General features: G+C 59.2%; 11 protein-coding genes and 1 pseudogene. 11 read left to right on the plus strand and 1 reads right to left on the minus strand.

Going from position 1 to position 15,365, the window contains the following annotated elements; all coding sequences use genetic code 11:
• Positions 1-11: 11 nt before the first annotated feature.
• On the minus strand, positions 12-1,454 hold the full coding sequence (locus tag GUY40_RS13840; protein WP_166569510.1) for an NAD-dependent succinate-semialdehyde dehydrogenase: 1,443 nt from the start codon (positions 1,452-1,454) through the stop codon (positions 12-14).
• 304 nt (positions 1,455-1,758) lie between these two features.
• Here GUY40_RS13840 and GUY40_RS13845 point away from each other — a divergent pair, with 304 nt between their 5' ends.
• The 11 genes and pseudogenes from GUY40_RS13845 to GUY40_RS13895 all read left to right on the plus strand — a co-directional run.
• Positions 1,759-2,568, plus strand: a complete 810-nt coding sequence (locus tag GUY40_RS13845; protein WP_371924807.1) for a p-hydroxycinnamoyl CoA hydratase/lyase — start codon at positions 1,759-1,761, stop codon at positions 2,566-2,568.
• A 19-nt stretch (positions 2,569-2,587) separates the two neighbouring features.
• Entirely contained in the window at positions 2,588-4,693 is a 2,106-nt protein-coding gene (locus GUY40_RS13850; RefSeq protein ID WP_218585451.1) for an acetate--CoA ligase family protein, read from the plus strand.
• A 50-nt stretch (positions 4,694-4,743) separates the two neighbouring features.
• Complete coding sequence (locus GUY40_RS13855) at positions 4,744-5,208, plus strand: DUF3237 domain-containing protein (RefSeq protein ID WP_166569513.1); 465 nt, start codon at positions 4,744-4,746, stop codon at positions 5,206-5,208.
• A 9-nt stretch (positions 5,209-5,217) separates the two neighbouring features.
• Positions 5,218-6,873 (plus strand): GMC family oxidoreductase, encoded by a 1,656-nt coding sequence (locus GUY40_RS13860; protein ID WP_166569514.1) that lies wholly within the window; start codon positions 5,218-5,220, stop codon positions 6,871-6,873.
• Positions 6,870-7,943 carry an aromatic ring-hydroxylating dioxygenase subunit alpha gene (locus GUY40_RS13865; RefSeq protein WP_166569515.1) on the plus strand — a complete coding sequence of 358 codons (1,074 nt, stop codon included), beginning with the start codon at positions 6,870-6,872 and terminating at the stop codon, positions 7,941-7,943. Before GUY40_RS13860 ends, GUY40_RS13865 begins: the two co-directional genes overlap by 4 nt.
• Positions 7,927-8,736, plus strand: a complete 810-nt coding sequence (locus GUY40_RS13870; RefSeq protein ID WP_166569516.1) for an alpha/beta fold hydrolase — start codon at positions 7,927-7,929, stop codon at positions 8,734-8,736. Before GUY40_RS13865 ends, GUY40_RS13870 begins: the two co-directional genes overlap by 17 nt.
• 53 nt (positions 8,737-8,789) lie before the next feature.
• Complete coding sequence (locus GUY40_RS13875; protein WP_178117823.1) at positions 8,790-10,199, plus strand: NAD-dependent succinate-semialdehyde dehydrogenase; 1,410 nt, start codon at positions 8,790-8,792, stop codon at positions 10,197-10,199.
• A gap of 14 nt (positions 10,200-10,213) precedes the next feature.
• The gene (locus GUY40_RS13880) at positions 10,214-11,665 is read left to right on the plus strand and encodes an aldehyde dehydrogenase (protein ID WP_166569518.1); all 1,452 of its coding nucleotides are present in this window, start codon (positions 10,214-10,216) and stop codon (positions 11,663-11,665) included.
• A gap of 21 nt (positions 11,666-11,686) precedes the next feature.
• Positions 11,687-13,378: a GMC family oxidoreductase gene (locus GUY40_RS13885; RefSeq protein WP_166569519.1), complete on the plus strand. Its 1,692-nt coding sequence runs from the start codon at positions 11,687-11,689 to the stop codon at positions 13,376-13,378.
• Complete coding sequence (locus GUY40_RS13890; protein ID WP_166569520.1) at positions 13,375-14,865, plus strand: aldehyde dehydrogenase; 1,491 nt, start codon at positions 13,375-13,377, stop codon at positions 14,863-14,865. The genes GUY40_RS13885 and GUY40_RS13890 overlap by 4 nt, the downstream gene beginning before the upstream one ends.
• A gap of 108 nt (positions 14,866-14,973) precedes the next feature.
• Positions 14,974-15,359 (plus strand): annotated as a pseudogene (locus tag GUY40_RS13895) (transposase); the annotation flags it as partial.
• Between the last annotated feature and the right edge of the window lie 6 nt (positions 15,360-15,365).

Here is a 15,365-nt window from a genome sequence, read left to right on the forward strand (position 1 = left end):
GGGAAACTGCCTCAGCTCAAACTGATCAGTTTGGTAGACAGATAACCGTCAAGTCCCTCGCTTCCACCTTCGCTGCCAAAGCCGCTGTGCTTGACACCGCCAAAAGGTGTTTCGGCAAAATTGATTTGCATGTTGTTGATACCAAGCATTCCGCACTCGACTTCATTGCTCAGTGTGTGCGCTGTCTTGATCGACTCGGTAAACCCGTAGGCTGCCAGCCCAAAGGGCAAACGATTCGCGAGCTCCAGTGCTTCTTCCAAGTGGCTGAAAGTGGACGTCAATGCCAGCGGCCCGAATGGTTCTTCCTGCATGACCCGCGATTCGGCTGGTACGCGAGCCAGCAGGGTAGGGCGAAAGAAATGCCCTTCACGCCCTATGTCTTGTCCACCGCAATGGAGTTCTGCGCCTCTGTCCAAGGCATCCTCGATCAGGCCCTTGAGTGCATGGGGGCGCCGGCTGTTGGCCAAGGGGCCCATCTGAGTTCCAGGCTGCAGGCCGTGACCGACCTTCAACGCCGCCGTCCGTTCGACGAAACGTTGAACGAAAGCGTCATGTACTCGTTCGTGCACATAGAAGCGAGTTGGCGATATGCAGACTTGCCCTGCATTACGAAACTTGTTTTCCACGCAAATCGCAGCTGCCCGGTCCAGATCAGCGTCCTCGAACACCAGGACTGGAGCGTGTCCTCCCAGCTCCAGAGTGCTGCGCTGCAATTGCTGCGCGGCCAGACTGCCCAGTTGACGGCCAACAGCGGTTGAACCGGTGAAGGAAATTTTTCGGATGATATTGCTGCGCAGAAGATAGTCGGAGATGAAGCCGGGATCACCCGTAACAACGCTTAACACGCCTGCGGGTAGGCCTGCGTCGGACAGCGCCTGAGCTAGCGCAAGGCACGTTGCAGGGGTTTCCTCTGCAGGTTTGATGATGCACGTGCAGCCGCTGGCCAGGGCTGCTGCGATCTTGCGCGCGGGAATCACGGCTGGAAAATTCCAGGGCGCAAAAGCAGCTACCGGCCCGACAGGCTCACGCAGTACCTGGTAGCGGATATCCACCGAGCGCGAAGGGATTATCCGTCCATAAGCGCGCCGGCCTTCTTCGGCAAACCACTCAAAAATATCGGCGGCGGCTGCGATCTCGATGCGTGCTTCGGTCAGCGGTTTGCCCTGTTCAAGCGTCAGGTTTGCTGCCAGGGCGGGTAAGCGTTCTCTGAGAAGCTGTGCGGCTCGTTTTAGCAGGTTACCGCGTTCCATTGCGCAGGTTTGACGCCAGGCCTTGAAAGCAGATTCAGCACCATTCAATGCCTGGTCGAGATCATCGGCTGTGGCGTGGGGTAGATGACCAATCAACGTTCCACTTGCAGGATCATGCAATGCTGTTGTGACACGGCCTGCGGCAGCTTGCCAGCGACCGACCAGAAACAGCTGCAAAACGGGATAATCGGCCGCGACAATCATGGCGAGTTCCTTTGGCGGGAGGAGGGGAATGCTTTGTTTGTAAGCAAACCTTATGTAAGAATGATTTCTACGTCAAGCCCTCGCTTGGAGCCAAAACCCATCGGTATGGCAAACAAAAAAACAGCGTTTATGGCTTGACTGCATATATGGCTACCTTATATAAGTATTGTGTGCTTACGCCGCGGCTGTTCAATGTTCGTTGACAGTCCTTCGTCAAGCATATAAGCATTGCTTACATAACGCTCGCCTATACTTACAACAGGAGCTGCCCCTCATGAGCGCGACACCTAAAGATCAACCACCGGTGCTGCTGGAAATCGAAGACGGCATTGCTTGGGTGACCCTGAATCGTCCAGAAAAACGCAATGCCATCAACCCTGGCATCGTCTATGCAATGCGCGAAATCATGGCGCAGGTCGAAACTGATGATCGTTGCAAGGTCATGGTGTTGACCGGTGCAGGCGAAGCCTTCTGCGCTGGAATGGATTTGAAAGAGTATTTTCGCGAAACCGATAACGACCCGGTCGAGCGAGCCCGCTTGGTACGGGCCAACGGTGACTGGCAGTGGCGGCACCTGCGGGTCTTCTCCAAGCCGACCATTGCCATGGTCAATGGTTGGTGCTTTGGCGGGGCCTTCACGCCCTTGATTTCCTGTGACCTGGCTATCGCTTCGCAAGATGCTGTTTTCGGGCTTTCGGAAATTAACTGGGGCATCATTCCGGCAGGTGTGGTCAGTCGCGCTGTGGCAGCCGTGGTGCGCGAACGTGAGGCGATGTACTACATCATGACAGGCGACAAGTTCGACGGCCGTCGCGCTGCGGAAATCGGCCTTGTCAACGAGGCTGTGCCGGCTGAACAGCTCCGTGAGCGGACAGTGGAACTGGCGCGAAAATTGATGGACAAGAACCCCACCGTGCTCAAGCAGGCCAAGATTGCCCATCGTATTGCTTCGGAAATGAGTTGGGAGCAGGGGGCCGATTATCTGATGGCTAAAAGTGATCAGTCGCTGTTGCATGATGCCGAACGTGGTCGTGATACCGGCATGAGCCAGTTCCTGGATGAGAAATCCTTCCGCCCAGGTCTGGGTGCCTACCGCCGCGATACCAGCCTTTAATCTTTTAGGGAGTGACACTGTGGACGTGACTCGCAATTCATTGACGCGGCTGCTGCAACCGCGCTCGCTTGCAGTAGTGGGGGCTTCTCCGGAGCCAGGGACGGTGGGCAATCTGGTGTTGAACAACCTGTTGCGCTTCAACTACCCCGGTTCTCTGCACCTGGTCAGCCGTAGCCGCGACGAAGTGTTGGGTCGCGCCTGCGTGCGCTCTATTGACGACTTGCCCGAAGGTATTGATGCCGCAATCATTGTCGCTCCTCAGGTTGCTATTGCCGATGCAATGGCTGCCTGCGGGCGTCGAGGGATAGGTGGCGTCGTGGTTTTCGCGTCCGGCTTTGCTGAAATGGGTGAAGCCGGTCAAGAGGCTCAGCGGCAACTCACCGAATTAGCTGCTGCGCATAACATCGCCATGCTGGGCCCCAACTGCATGGGGTTCGTCAACTTTCTTGCTGCAACCCCCATGACGTTCGAACAGGTGCAGCCGCAAACGCTCCGGCCGGGTCCGCGGCTGGGAGTGATCGCACAAAGTGGTGCCATGAGTGGAAACCTGCGCCAGGCGCTGTTGGCCAAGGGCTTGAACGTAGCCTGCTCATTGTCCACGGGTAACGAAGCCGCTCTGGGGGCGGAGGATCTGCTGGCCCACTTGGTGGATTCAGACGATATCGATGTGTTTGCCTTGTTCGTGGAGATGATTCGCAAGCCTCAGGTTTTTCTGGAGGCCGCCGCCAAGGCTCGTTCAGTGGGCAAACCGATTGTCTTGATGCATCCGGGACGCAGCGCCAGGGCGAGAGAGGCCGCGCAATCTCATACCGGCGCACTGGCAGGCGACCACTTGATCATGCGCACGCTGGTCGAGCGAGAGGCCGTGGTGGTGGTTGAAAGCCTCGATGAGTTGTTCGATACCTGCGCGATTCTTGCGCGCTACCCCACGCCGGTCAAGCAGCCGGCGATTGCAGTAGCATCCAATTCTGGAGCGGTGAAAGGGATAGCCATCGATTTCTGCGAAGACCTGGGTTTGCCATTGGCAGATCTGCAGCCGCGCACCGTGGCGGCCCTGGCGGCGGTATTGCCGGATTTTGCGACTGTGGAGAACCCTCTCGATCTGACGTCCAAAGGCATGCAGCAGCCTGAACTGTTTGGCTTGTGTGCTCGGGCATTGCTGGATGACTCCGACGTGGGAAGTCTGCTGATGCCATTGATGGGCGGTGGCCCCTCACAGCAGATGGACAAGGTGCGTTCTTTGTTGCCCGCAATGACCGACTCGCAAAAACCCGTGGCTTTTGCCTTCATGGGGGATGGATCGGAGTTGGCCGACGAGGTCACCGCATGTATCAGAGACAGTCAGGTACCGTTTTTCCGTTCACCCGATCGTGCATTGCGTGCCTTGGCGAAGGTGCATGAATACGGTCGCCTGTTCCATGCTGCTCAGGTCCGTAGCGACGTAAGGTCGGTACCTTTGCTCGAAGGCCTGAGCAGCGGACCGTTGGCCGAGTACAAGGGTAAGCAGTGGTTGGCTGAGTTGGGGCTTGAAGTGCCAGACGGTCGCCTGGCGCGGAGCGTTGATCAGGCTGTGGCTATAGCTGCTGATATCGGCTATCCGGTAGTCCTCAAGGCCCAGGCCGATACGCTGACCCACAAGAGTGACATTGGCGGGGTAGCAATCGGCATGAAGGATGAGCCGAGCCTGCGCCAGGCCTGGAGCCGGATGATGCATCAGGTAGGCGACGCGATGCCGGGGCTGACGCTGGACGGTTTGCTGGTTGAGCGTTTGTCGGCGCCAGGTCTGGAGCTGGTGGTCGGCGCGCGTCGCGATCCTCAGTGGGGGCCTGTAATCCTGATTGGGTTGGGCGGTATCCATATCGAGGTGCTCAAGGATGTGCGGTTGATGGCTGCCGATCTGAGCGAGGCACAGATCCTGGAACAGCTTCGTCTGCTCAAAGGGGCCGCACTACTGGACGGAGTGCGTGGCCAACCACCGAGGGACATCAATGCCGTGGCCAAGGTAGTGCGCCGAGTGGCGGATTTGATGCTCGGCAATCCGAATTTGCTGGAAATCGATATCAACCCATTGGTGGTCCAGCCGCAAGGTTGCGTGGCACTGGATGCGCTGTTGGTCGTTGCCTGAGAGGGCCGAAGTTTTTCAGCCTGCTGCATTAAATTGGAGGGATAACAATAATGAACCTCACGTTGCACCAAGAGCACATTTTTGACATCCGTATCGACTTTGACCAGCGCCAGCGCTTCGGTCCAGTCTGTGGCGGTGGGGAAGTCGGCTTTACCTCAGTGGCGGGCGGGGTGGTCGAAGGCCCGCGACTCAATGGCCGAGTGGTCCCCCATGGGGGGGCGGATTGGGCAGATATTCGGCCCGATGGCGTGGTGGTGATCAATGCTCATTACCTGCTCGAGCTCGATGACGGCACCACGGTGTATGTGCAAAACCGCGGTTTTGTGGTGCCAGCCAAGCGCCCTGCCGATGCCACACCGGATCAGTTGATTCAGCCGGCCTACTTTCGTTTGGCGCCAACTTTCAAGGTCCCTTTGGGACCTCACGACTGGCTGAGCCGCACGGTGATCGTTGGTTGCGGCGAGCGACACCTGAACCCGGATTACACGTTGTTTCGCTATTACGCCATGGGCTGAGGCTAACGGATGAACACTTTCGATTTCATCATCGTTGGCGCCGGTTCGGCCGGGTGTGTGCTGGCCAATCGTTTGAGCGCCGACCCTTCTCACCGCGTGCTCCTGCTCGAAGCCGGACGTACGGACAACGTGTCATACATGAGTATGCCGTTGGCGTTCCGCAACATGTTCACCAACCCGGCCATTGACTGGGGCTATGTGAGCGAACCCGAGCCTTATGCCGACAATCGCCGCCTACCGGTTTTTCGCGGCAAGGTCCTGGGCGGATGTTCATCGGTGAACGGAATGCTCTATGCCCGTGGCCATTCCCGCGACTATGACGAATGGCGGGACATGGGCTTGAAAGGATGGGGCTATGAGGACGTGCTGCCGTACTTTCGTCGCAGTGAGTGCAACTGGCGTGGCACGTCACGTTTCCACGGAGGCGAGGGGCCCATGGGCGTTTCTCGGCACCAAGGTGATGCGCACCTCTACGATGACCTGGCACGGACCGCGCAGCGATTGGGACATCGCTCGGTCGATGACTTCCACGGTGAGGATCAGGAAGGCTTCGGCGCGCCTGACTTCACCGTTGCCAAGGGGCGCCGGGCAAGCACTTCGCAGGCATTTCTGCACCCAGTACATGCTCGGCACAATCTGGTAGTGCGAACGGGCTGTATGAGCACCCGCGTGTTGCTCGCGGGGCATCGAGCCACCGGGGTGGAGTACATCGAGCAAGGCCAGCGCCGTCAGGTGTTCGCCGATCGCGAGGTCATCCTCAGTGGCGGTGCGTTCAACTCACCACAGTTGCTGATGCTCTCGGGCATCGGCCCGGCCCAGTCACTTCGCAAGCACGGCATCGACGTGCACCTGGACCTGCCCGGTGTCGGGCAGAATCTTCAGGATCACCATTCCATCCGGGTAGAGTTCGCCGCCAACGGTCCGATTGCCTTCGACTCGCAACTGCGCTACGACCGTTTGGCCCGTTCGGTGATTCAGTGGAAGTTGTTCGGCACCGGGCCTGCGGCTGGGCTGCCGGTCAGCGGCATGCTGTTCTATCACAGCGAGGTGGGGCTGGACCGCCCCGATGGCCAGACGCTGATCAGTCCCGTGGCGGGTCATGCCAAGGTCTGGTACCCACTGGTAGGTAAGGGCGTTGGCCATCAGTTTTCCACCGCCAACGTGCGCTTGCGACCCGACAGCAAGGGGCATGTTCGGCTACGTTCGGCAGATCCCCTCGCCAAGCCGGTGATCCAGTTCAACCTGCTGCAGGCCGAAAGTGATCGGCTGTTCTTTCGCCGTGCCGTGCGCGGCATGCGTGAGTTTTTTGCCACACAGCCGGCTGCGCGATTGATCAGCCACGAGCTGGTGCCGGGTACCACTGTCCAGAGTGATAGCGAGATCGATCAGTTTGTACGGGGCATGATCGGCACTGCGTTTCATCCTGCCGGGACCTGTGCCATGGGCCTGGGGGCCGACGCGGTGGTGGATGCCGGGCTGCGTGTGCATGGCATCGAAGGGTTGCGGGTGGCCGACGCCTCGGTGATGCCTCGCATTGTGGGCGGCAATACCAATGCGCCAGCGATCATGATCGCAGAGAAAGCTGCCGACCTGATCTTGCGCAAACAGGCAAGTAGCGTACCGACGCCTGAATTGATTTCCTCACCAATGGAGATGAGCCAATGAAGTATTTGAAAGAGTGCTGGTACATGGTCGGATGGGCAGACGATTTTGCGCCGGAGACACTCGTGCCGTTCACCTTGCTGGGTGAAGCAGTGGTCATCTTCCGCAAAAGCGATGGCTCGTTCGGTGCCCTTGAAGATCGTTGCTGTCACCGCTTGGCCCCCTTGTCTTGCGGCCGCCTCGAAGGTGATGACGTGCGTTGCATGTATCACGGTTTGAAGTTCAATGCCCAAGGCGCCTGCATCGAGATTCCTGGGCAAGAGCGTATATCGGCCAAGGTGCGGGTACGCAGTTACCCAGCTCTGGAACGCCACAGTGCGATCTGGCTATGGATGGGCGAGGGCGAAGCTGATGAACAGCTGATCCCTGATTTCGTCGGCGTAAATCATCCGGATTGGGCGATGGTTCCCGGCCGTATGGATTATCAGGCCCATTACCGATTGATCAACGACAATCTGCTTGACCTTTCCCATTTGACCTACGTGCACAATGCGTCGGATTCGTTTGCGGCCGAAGATCAATGGGCCCTGTCGAAGATGCAGGTGCAACCGATATCGCGCGGTGTTCGCGTCGGGCGCTGGATCGAAGCTGCTCGCCTACCTGGCACCCTCGGGCAGTCGGACGAAATAACCGACCGCTGGACCACGTACGACTTCCTCGTGCCTGGCATTTTCCTTCTGTACGTCTACGTATTCGAGGCGGGGACGGCGGCACGCTGCAATCACCAGGAACCGCCGGCAAACCTGACACCGCTGCGTCAGAACTTCACTTGCCAGGCAGTCACACCCCTCACCGAGAAGACTTCGAGCTACTTCTTTGCCATCGGCCCAAACGTTGAGCACGCCGATAAAAAACATCTGTTTTTCCAAATGGCCAACACCGCTTTTGCAGAGGACCGGCAGATCATCGAGGCGCAGCAAAAGTGCATTGATCGTTCGCCGGATGTTGCCATCATGCCGCTGGCGATGGACCAGGCCGTGACGCGCTTCAATCGCATGTTTGATGAAATGATCGCTGCCGAGACAGGTCGTCTCAACCTCAGGGAGGTCGAAGCCGATGCAGTGCATCAATAAATGGATACCCACCTTTGATGGTTGCTTGATCCATTGCCAGGTAGAAGGGCCCGTCGACGCTCCCGCGGTGCTGCTGAGCCACCCTCTCGGATGTGATCTGAGCTTTTGGGATGAACTTGCGGCAGTACTTGCAGTGCAATTCAAAGTCATCCGCTATGACAGTCGAGGCCACGGTCGTTCCGACAGTCCCGAAGCCGAATACGGAATCGACACATTAGGCCGCGATGCGCTGGCAGTGCTCGCTGCACTTAACGTGAAACGTACGCATTTTGTTGGGTTATCCCTGGGCGGGATGTGTGGTCTGTGGCTGGCGGCTGAAGTGCCTGAACTCATTGAACGGCTGGTCGTTGCCAACAGCACGCCATTTATAGCCAGAAAGGAGCCTTTCGCGGCGCTGGCTGCAAGGGCTCAGGCAGAGGGGCTGGTCGAGGTTGCACGGACAATGATCGATGGCTGGCTCAGTGATGAATTCAAGGTCCGCGAACCACGCATGACCAACCAATTAAAGACGCAGATGGCCTCAATGTCCGTGGCAGGATTCATTGGCAACCTCGCAGTCTTGAGGGATGTCGATCTGCGTGACTCACTTCGTGCCATTGAGCGCCCGGTGTTGGTCATCTGTGGAGCGCAGGAACATCCAGCACTTCAGATGGCGGCGCAGGAGATAGCAGAGGGCGTGGCGGGTGCCACGCTAAATACGTTGGAAGGCGCGGCTCATCTCAGCAGCCTTGAAAATCCGACCCTGTTCAATGAGCGGGTACTGGACTTCCTGTCGGAGCCGGACAGGCGCTGACGAATTCATCATTTACTCATGAGAGGCCTGCCGTGAACTACCCCGAGATCAAGATGTACATCGATGGCCAATGGATTGCTGCCGACGGCCGCGACACCCAGCCGGTCATCAACCCCGCCACTGGCGCAATCATCGGCCAGGTGCCGTTGGCTACAGCTGACGACCTTGACCGTGCGCTGGACGCAGCGCAGCGAGGATTTGCGCTGTGGCGGGCCACGCCAGCGCTGGAGCGGGCGCGAGTGCTACGCCGCGCTGCGGACTGGTTGCTGGCGCGGCGCGATGAGATCGCCGCCATTGCTACGTTCGAGCAAGGCAAGCCCTTGCTCGAAACTCGCATTGAACTGCAAGCCGCCGCCGAATGCCTGGAGTGGTATGGCGAAGAGGGGCGACGTGCGTATGGAAGGGTTATTCCGCGTCAACCCGGTTCGCGCACAATGGTCGTCAAGGAGCCCGTGGGCCCCGTGGCAGCGTTCGCGCCCTGGAATTTTCCGTTGGGCAACCCGGCGCGCAAGCTGGGCGCGCCGATCGGTGCCGGTTGTTCGGTCATTCTCAAGCCGCCGGAAGAAGCACCGGCCTCGGCGATGCTGATCGCTCAAGCCTTGATTGAGTCTGGATTGCCGGCGGGTGTCATGAACATTGTCTACGGGGTGCCGGACCAGGTTTCGCGGCACCTGCTGGCATCTCCTATCATCCGCAAGCTGTCGTTCACCGGCTCGACTGCGGTCGGCAAGCACCTGATGAAACTGGCGGCCGACGGTGGCCAGCGTACGACCATGGAACTTGGAGGGCATGCGCCAGTACTGGTGTTCGATGACGCCGATCTGGATCAGGCGCTGAACCTGATGGTGGGCAGCAAGTACCGCAATGCCGGTCAGGTGTGCATCTCGCCGACCCGATTTTATGTCCAGGAAAACGTCTACTCGCGCTTTCTTGAAGAGTTTACCTTGCGTGCCCGCGCCGTGACGGTCGGTAACGGCCTGCAAGCAAGTACACGCATGGGGCCGCTGGCCCATGAGCGGCGTGTCGATGCGATACAGGCACTGGTCGAGGACGCCCGTCGCCAAGGCGGGCAGATTCACACTGGCGGTCATCCTATCGCGCTCGATGGAGGGTACTTCTTCGAGCCCACGGTGATTAGCCAATTGCCCCTTAGTGCGCGGGTCATGAATGAGGAGCCTTTCGGGCCGCTGGCACTGATACAGCCGTTCAGGACCTTTGATGAGGTCATCGAACAGGCCAACAGACTGCCTTTTGGGCTGGCCGCCTACGCCTTTACCCAATCGGCGAAAACCGCACTTCTGGTGGGTGATGCGTTGGAGGCAGGGATGGTGGGCATCAACACGACGGCTGTAGGCTCGGCCGATGCACCGTTCTGCGGGATCAAGGATAGCGGCCATGGTGCTGAAAACGCCATCGAAGGGCTTGAAGCCTGCCTGACCATTAAGCAGATCAGCCAAGGCTGAACCCGGGAGGGATCATGCACCATTGCCAATTGTTGATAGATAATAATCCGAGTGCAGCCAGTCAGCGGCGAACATTCGAGCGCATTAACCCACTGACCGCCGAGGTGGCCACCTGCGCCGCCGCCGCAAGCCCTGACGATGCGCGGCGCGCGGTCGACGCCGCCGCACAGGCGTTTCTCGGCTGGAGCGAGACAGGGCCGAATGCCCGGCGCACATTGCTGCTTCGGGCAGCGGAATGCCTGCAAGCCAAGGAGCCGCATTTTGTAACGGCCATGGCCGCTGAAATCGGCGCCACTGCTGGTTGGGCCCGATTCAACGTAATGCTGGCGGCCAATATGCTGCGTGAAGCGGCTGCCATCACCACTCAGATTACCGGTCAGGTCATTCCGTCGGACAAACCCGGTTGCCTGTCCATGGGTATTCGCCAGGCCGCTGGCGTTGTGTTCGGCATAGCGCCCTGGAATGCACCGGTGATTCTGGGGGTGCGTGCACTGGCCTGGCCGTTGGCATGCGGCAACACAGTCGTGCTCAAAGCGTCGGAAATCTGTCCCTATACCCACTACCTGATTGGAGAAGCCCTATGTGAAGCGGGCTTTCCCAGCGGGGTGGTGAACGTTATCAGTCATAGCGCGCAGGAGGCCGCGGCGGTGGTCGAGGCGGTGATTGAGCATCCCGCGGTGCGGCGCATCAACTTCACCGGGTCTACCCGAGTGGGCCGACTGATAGCTGAATCGGCTGCTCGCCAGCTTAAGCCAGTGCTACTGGAACTGGGTGGAAAGGCACCGCTACTGGTCCTCGATGATGCCGATCTGGACGAGGCCGTGAAGGCGGCAGCATTCGGCGCGTTCATGAATCAAGGGCAAATCTGTATGTCCACCGAGCGGCTAGTCGTGGATGAACAGGTTGCCGACGCGTTCGTCGACAAGCTGGCCGGCAAGGCCGCGACCCTCACAGCGGGTGACCCGCGCGAGGGCCGCAGCCCTCTTGGCTCAGTGGTAGACAAGCGCTCGGCACTAGCCCTGCAGGTGCTTGTCAATGATGCCTTGGCCAAAGGGGCCACTTTGGTCTGCGGTGCTGCCAAGGGGGAGTTGCTGATGGATGCCACAGTGCTCGACCACGTCACCCCCGACATGCGCATTTACCATGAAGAAAGTTTCGGTCCGGTGGTCTGCGTGGTGCGGGTCAAAGACGAGACCCAGGCCATCGCTGTAGCCAATGACAGCGAGTACGGGCTATCGGCAGCAATTTTCAGTCGTGACATTGCCCGCGCCTTGCGGGTTGCCAAACGGATCGATTCGGGCATCTGCCACATCAACGGTGCCACGGTGCACGATGAAGCACAGATGCCCTTTGGCGGTGTGAAGGCCAGTGGTTACGGACGGTTTGGCGGCACGGCCGGGATTGATGAGTTCACGGACTTGCGCTGGATCACCGTGGAAACCCAGGCCGGGCATTTTCCTCTTTGAAGCACATGAGTTGAACCTGATATGCACACAACAACAAAAGCGGGTTACGACTACATCATTGTCGGCGCGGGTTCGGCAGGCTGCGTGCTTGCCGAGCGCTTGAGCGCAGACGGGCGGTATTCGGTGCTGTTGCTGGAAGCAGGGGGGAGTGATCGCAGGTTTCTATTGACCATGCCCATGGGTTTTCTCAAGGCTCTGCGTCGGCCCGAATTTATCTGGAACTACAAGTCCGAGACCGAGCCCACCCTCAATGGTCGATCAATCCTGATACCCCGGGGCAAGGCCTTGGGCGGTTCGTCGTCGATCAATGGCATGCTCTACATGCGCGGCCATCCACGTGACTACGATCAATGGCGCGACATGGGCTGCGAAGGGTGGGGCTATGCCGATGTGCTGCCCTATTTCAAACGTGCCGAATGCAGCTGGCGCGGCAGTGACGCCCTGCATGGCGGTACAGGTCCTTTGAGCATTACGCCGATCGAAACCCGGGGGCGCCTGCACGAGCCGTTGATGCGAACTGCCGAAGCGGTGGGGTACCAGACCAGCGATGACCTGGATGCGCAGCCGGAAGGGTTTGCCCGGGGTGAAGTGACCATCGATGCGCGCGGGCGCCGCGCCAGTACGGCGCGTGCCTACCTGCACGGTGCGCTCAAGCGCCCGAACCTGACGGTCATCACCCAGGCGCTGACCCAGCGGGTACTGCTGGACAATGGCTGTGCCGTAGGCGTCGAGTACCTCAAGGACGGTCAGCTGCAACGGGCCATGGCCCAGCATGAAGTGATCCTCAGTAGCGGTACCTACAACTCGGCGCAACTGTTGATGCTGTCAGGCATCGGCCCCCGTGACGAACTGCAGCGCCATGGCATCGAGGTACTCAAGGAACTCCCCGGGGTAGGCCGCAACCTGTCGGAGCACCCACGGGTCAACATCGACTTCGAAGCCAGCCGGCCGGTGACCTTCATCAACGAGCTGCGCCTGGACAAGGCTTTGTGGTCGGTGGTGCGGTGGAAACTGTTCGGTACCGGCGCATTCGCCAGCCAGATCAATAGCTGCAACATCGTGCTGCGTACCCGGGATGATCTGGAGCAGCCCGATATCCAGTTGTTGTGCAACCCGGTTCGCCTCGATGCCGGGCTTTGGTTTCCCGGTGTGGTCAAACCCAAGGCTCATCGCCTGTCCGTGTCGATCTGCCTGCTGCATCCGCAAAGCCGTGGCTGGATGACCCTGCGTTCGCGTAACCCGGCCGACCCACCGAAAGTGCAGTTGAACATTTTCGATAATGAAGAGGATTTTGCCACGCTGAGGCGAGGTATCGAAGCGGTACGCCGGATTTATGCTGCCCGGCCCCAGGCCGACTGGGTCGGCGCCGAAGTCTTGCCGGGCATCGAGATCCAGAGCGACGCCCAACTGGACGCCTTTATCCGCGAAACGGCTGGGGTTACTCAGCACCCGGTAGGCACCTGCAGCATGGGCCATGGTCCGTTGGCAGTAGTGGACCCGCAACTTCGGGTGCACGGGGTAGGTCGGTTGCGCGTGATCGATGCCTCGATCATGCCTACGGTTCCCGGCGCCAATACCAATGCTGCGGCGATCATGATCGGCGAAAAAGGGGCCGATCTGGTGTTGGGGCGCTCAAATTCCGCTTCAAGTGCCACACGACAGAACTCAGCCACTACCCCTCAAACCATTGATAATCAGGAGTTGTCATCATGACCGTACAAGAGCGCATTCAAACGCTGCAGTCGGGCTTTCTCGCCCAGCCACAGCAACTGTACATCGATGGTCACTGGCAGGCGGCCCAGTCCGGCGAGACCTTTGAGGTCTTCAACCCGGCGACAGGGAAAGTATTTGCTTACGCCGCTGCAGGCGCAAGCGCGGATATCGACCTGGCCGTACGTGCGGCACGCCGAGCGTTCGACAGCGGCCCCTGGTCAAAGATGAACGGTGCCCAACGCACCCATCTGCTGTGGAAGCTTGCGGAGCTGATCAGTAGCCATGCCGACGAGCTAGCGTTGCTCGAATCGCTGGACAACGGCAAGCCACTGGCCGCTGCACGGATGATCGACATGAACGGTGCTCCGGAAATCCTGCGATACAACGCGGGCTGGGCAACCAAACTGACGGGCGAGACCATTCCTGTGTCAGTGCCTGGTGAGCACCATGCCTATACGGTGCGCGAACCAGTCGGGGTAGTAGGCCAGATCGTTCCCTGGAACTTCCCGATGTTGATGGCGGTGGGCAAGCTGGCCCCCGCTTTGGCTGCTGGTTGCACCATTGTATTGAAACCTGCCGAGCAAACGCCGCTGACAACGGTGCGTCTGACGCAATTGATTGAGCAAGCGGGCTTTCCGCCAGGGGTGTTCAATCTGGTCACCGGGCTTGGGGAGTCGGCGGGCAAGGCGCTGGTCGAGCATCCGATGGTGGACAAAATCTCGTTTACAGGTTCAACCTCGGTGGGCAAGGCGATCATGGCCTCTGCGGCGCGTACACTCAAGCGTGTCACTTTGGAACTGGGCGGTAAGTCACCCACTTTCATCTTCGCCGACGCAGACCTCGAACGGGCGATTCCGGCTGCGGTACAAGGGATTTTCAGCAACTCCGGGCAGGTGTGTGTGGCCGGGTCACGGTTGTACGTACACCGCAAGGTCTATGACCAAGTGCTCGAAGGCATTACTGCCCGGGCCCGGCAGCTGCGTGTAGGCGCGGGCACGGATGAAGGTACTGAAATTGGCCCGCTGGTTTCCCGCGAGCAGAAGCAGCGTGTCAGCGGATTCATAGAAGCTGGTCGCAGGGAAGGTGCGCAAGTGTTGGTGGGCGGGCAGTCGCCTGACCGTGAAGGCTATTTCGTCAACCCGACCGTGCTGGCTCATACCACACCGCAAATGAGCGTCTTCCGCGAGGAGATCTTCGGGCCGGTACTCAGCGCCATGATCTTCGATGACGAAGACCTGGATACCCTGGCGGAGCGCGGTAATGACAGCCCTTATGGGCTGGCTGCCTCGGTCTGGACCCGTGACATCAGCACCGCACACCGCCTGGCTCGCAAGCTGAAGGCCGGAGCGATCAAGGTCAACACCCCGTTTGGCATGGACTTCGCCTTACCCTTCGGCGGGTTCAAGGAGTCGGGTGTCGGGCGGGAAAATGGGCAGGAAGGTGTACTGGCCTACACCGAGACCAAGTCGGTGATCGTGGGGCTCTGACACGTAACCCGTAAAAAAGCCACCGCGACAGACTGTGTGAAAACCCAGCAGTCTGCGCGGCGCTCAAAGAGAATGCTCCCTATCGAAAGATACGGAGCATTTTTCGTTATGGCTTACATCCAAGGAGAATCCCGCAGCCAGACCAGTCTGTTTCCGGTCTCGCTGGAAGAGTTGATCCCCGAGGACCACCTCGTTCGTGTGATCGACACTTACGTCGCCAAGCTCGATCTTGTGTGTCTGGGTTTCGATAAAGCCCTACCCAAAGGGACCGGGCGCCCCTCCTACGATCCCGCCAACCAGCTAAAACTCTACCTCTACGGCTATTTCCAGCGTACAAGACTGCTTTGGCGCAACTTAAAGTCAGGCACTCGAATAACCTGACTTGCCAGGCGCTGATGAAATCGATGGAGCTTGAGCAATTTAATACCCACGAAAGCGATGCCCGAATGATGCGAACGCACAAAGGGCCACGGGTCGTGTACAACGTGCAAACGAAGCGG

Source organism: Pseudomonas sp. R5(2019) (assembly GCF_009905435.1).
In the GTDB taxonomy this organism is placed as follows: Bacteria; Pseudomonadota; Gammaproteobacteria; order Pseudomonadales; family Pseudomonadaceae; genus Aquipseudomonas.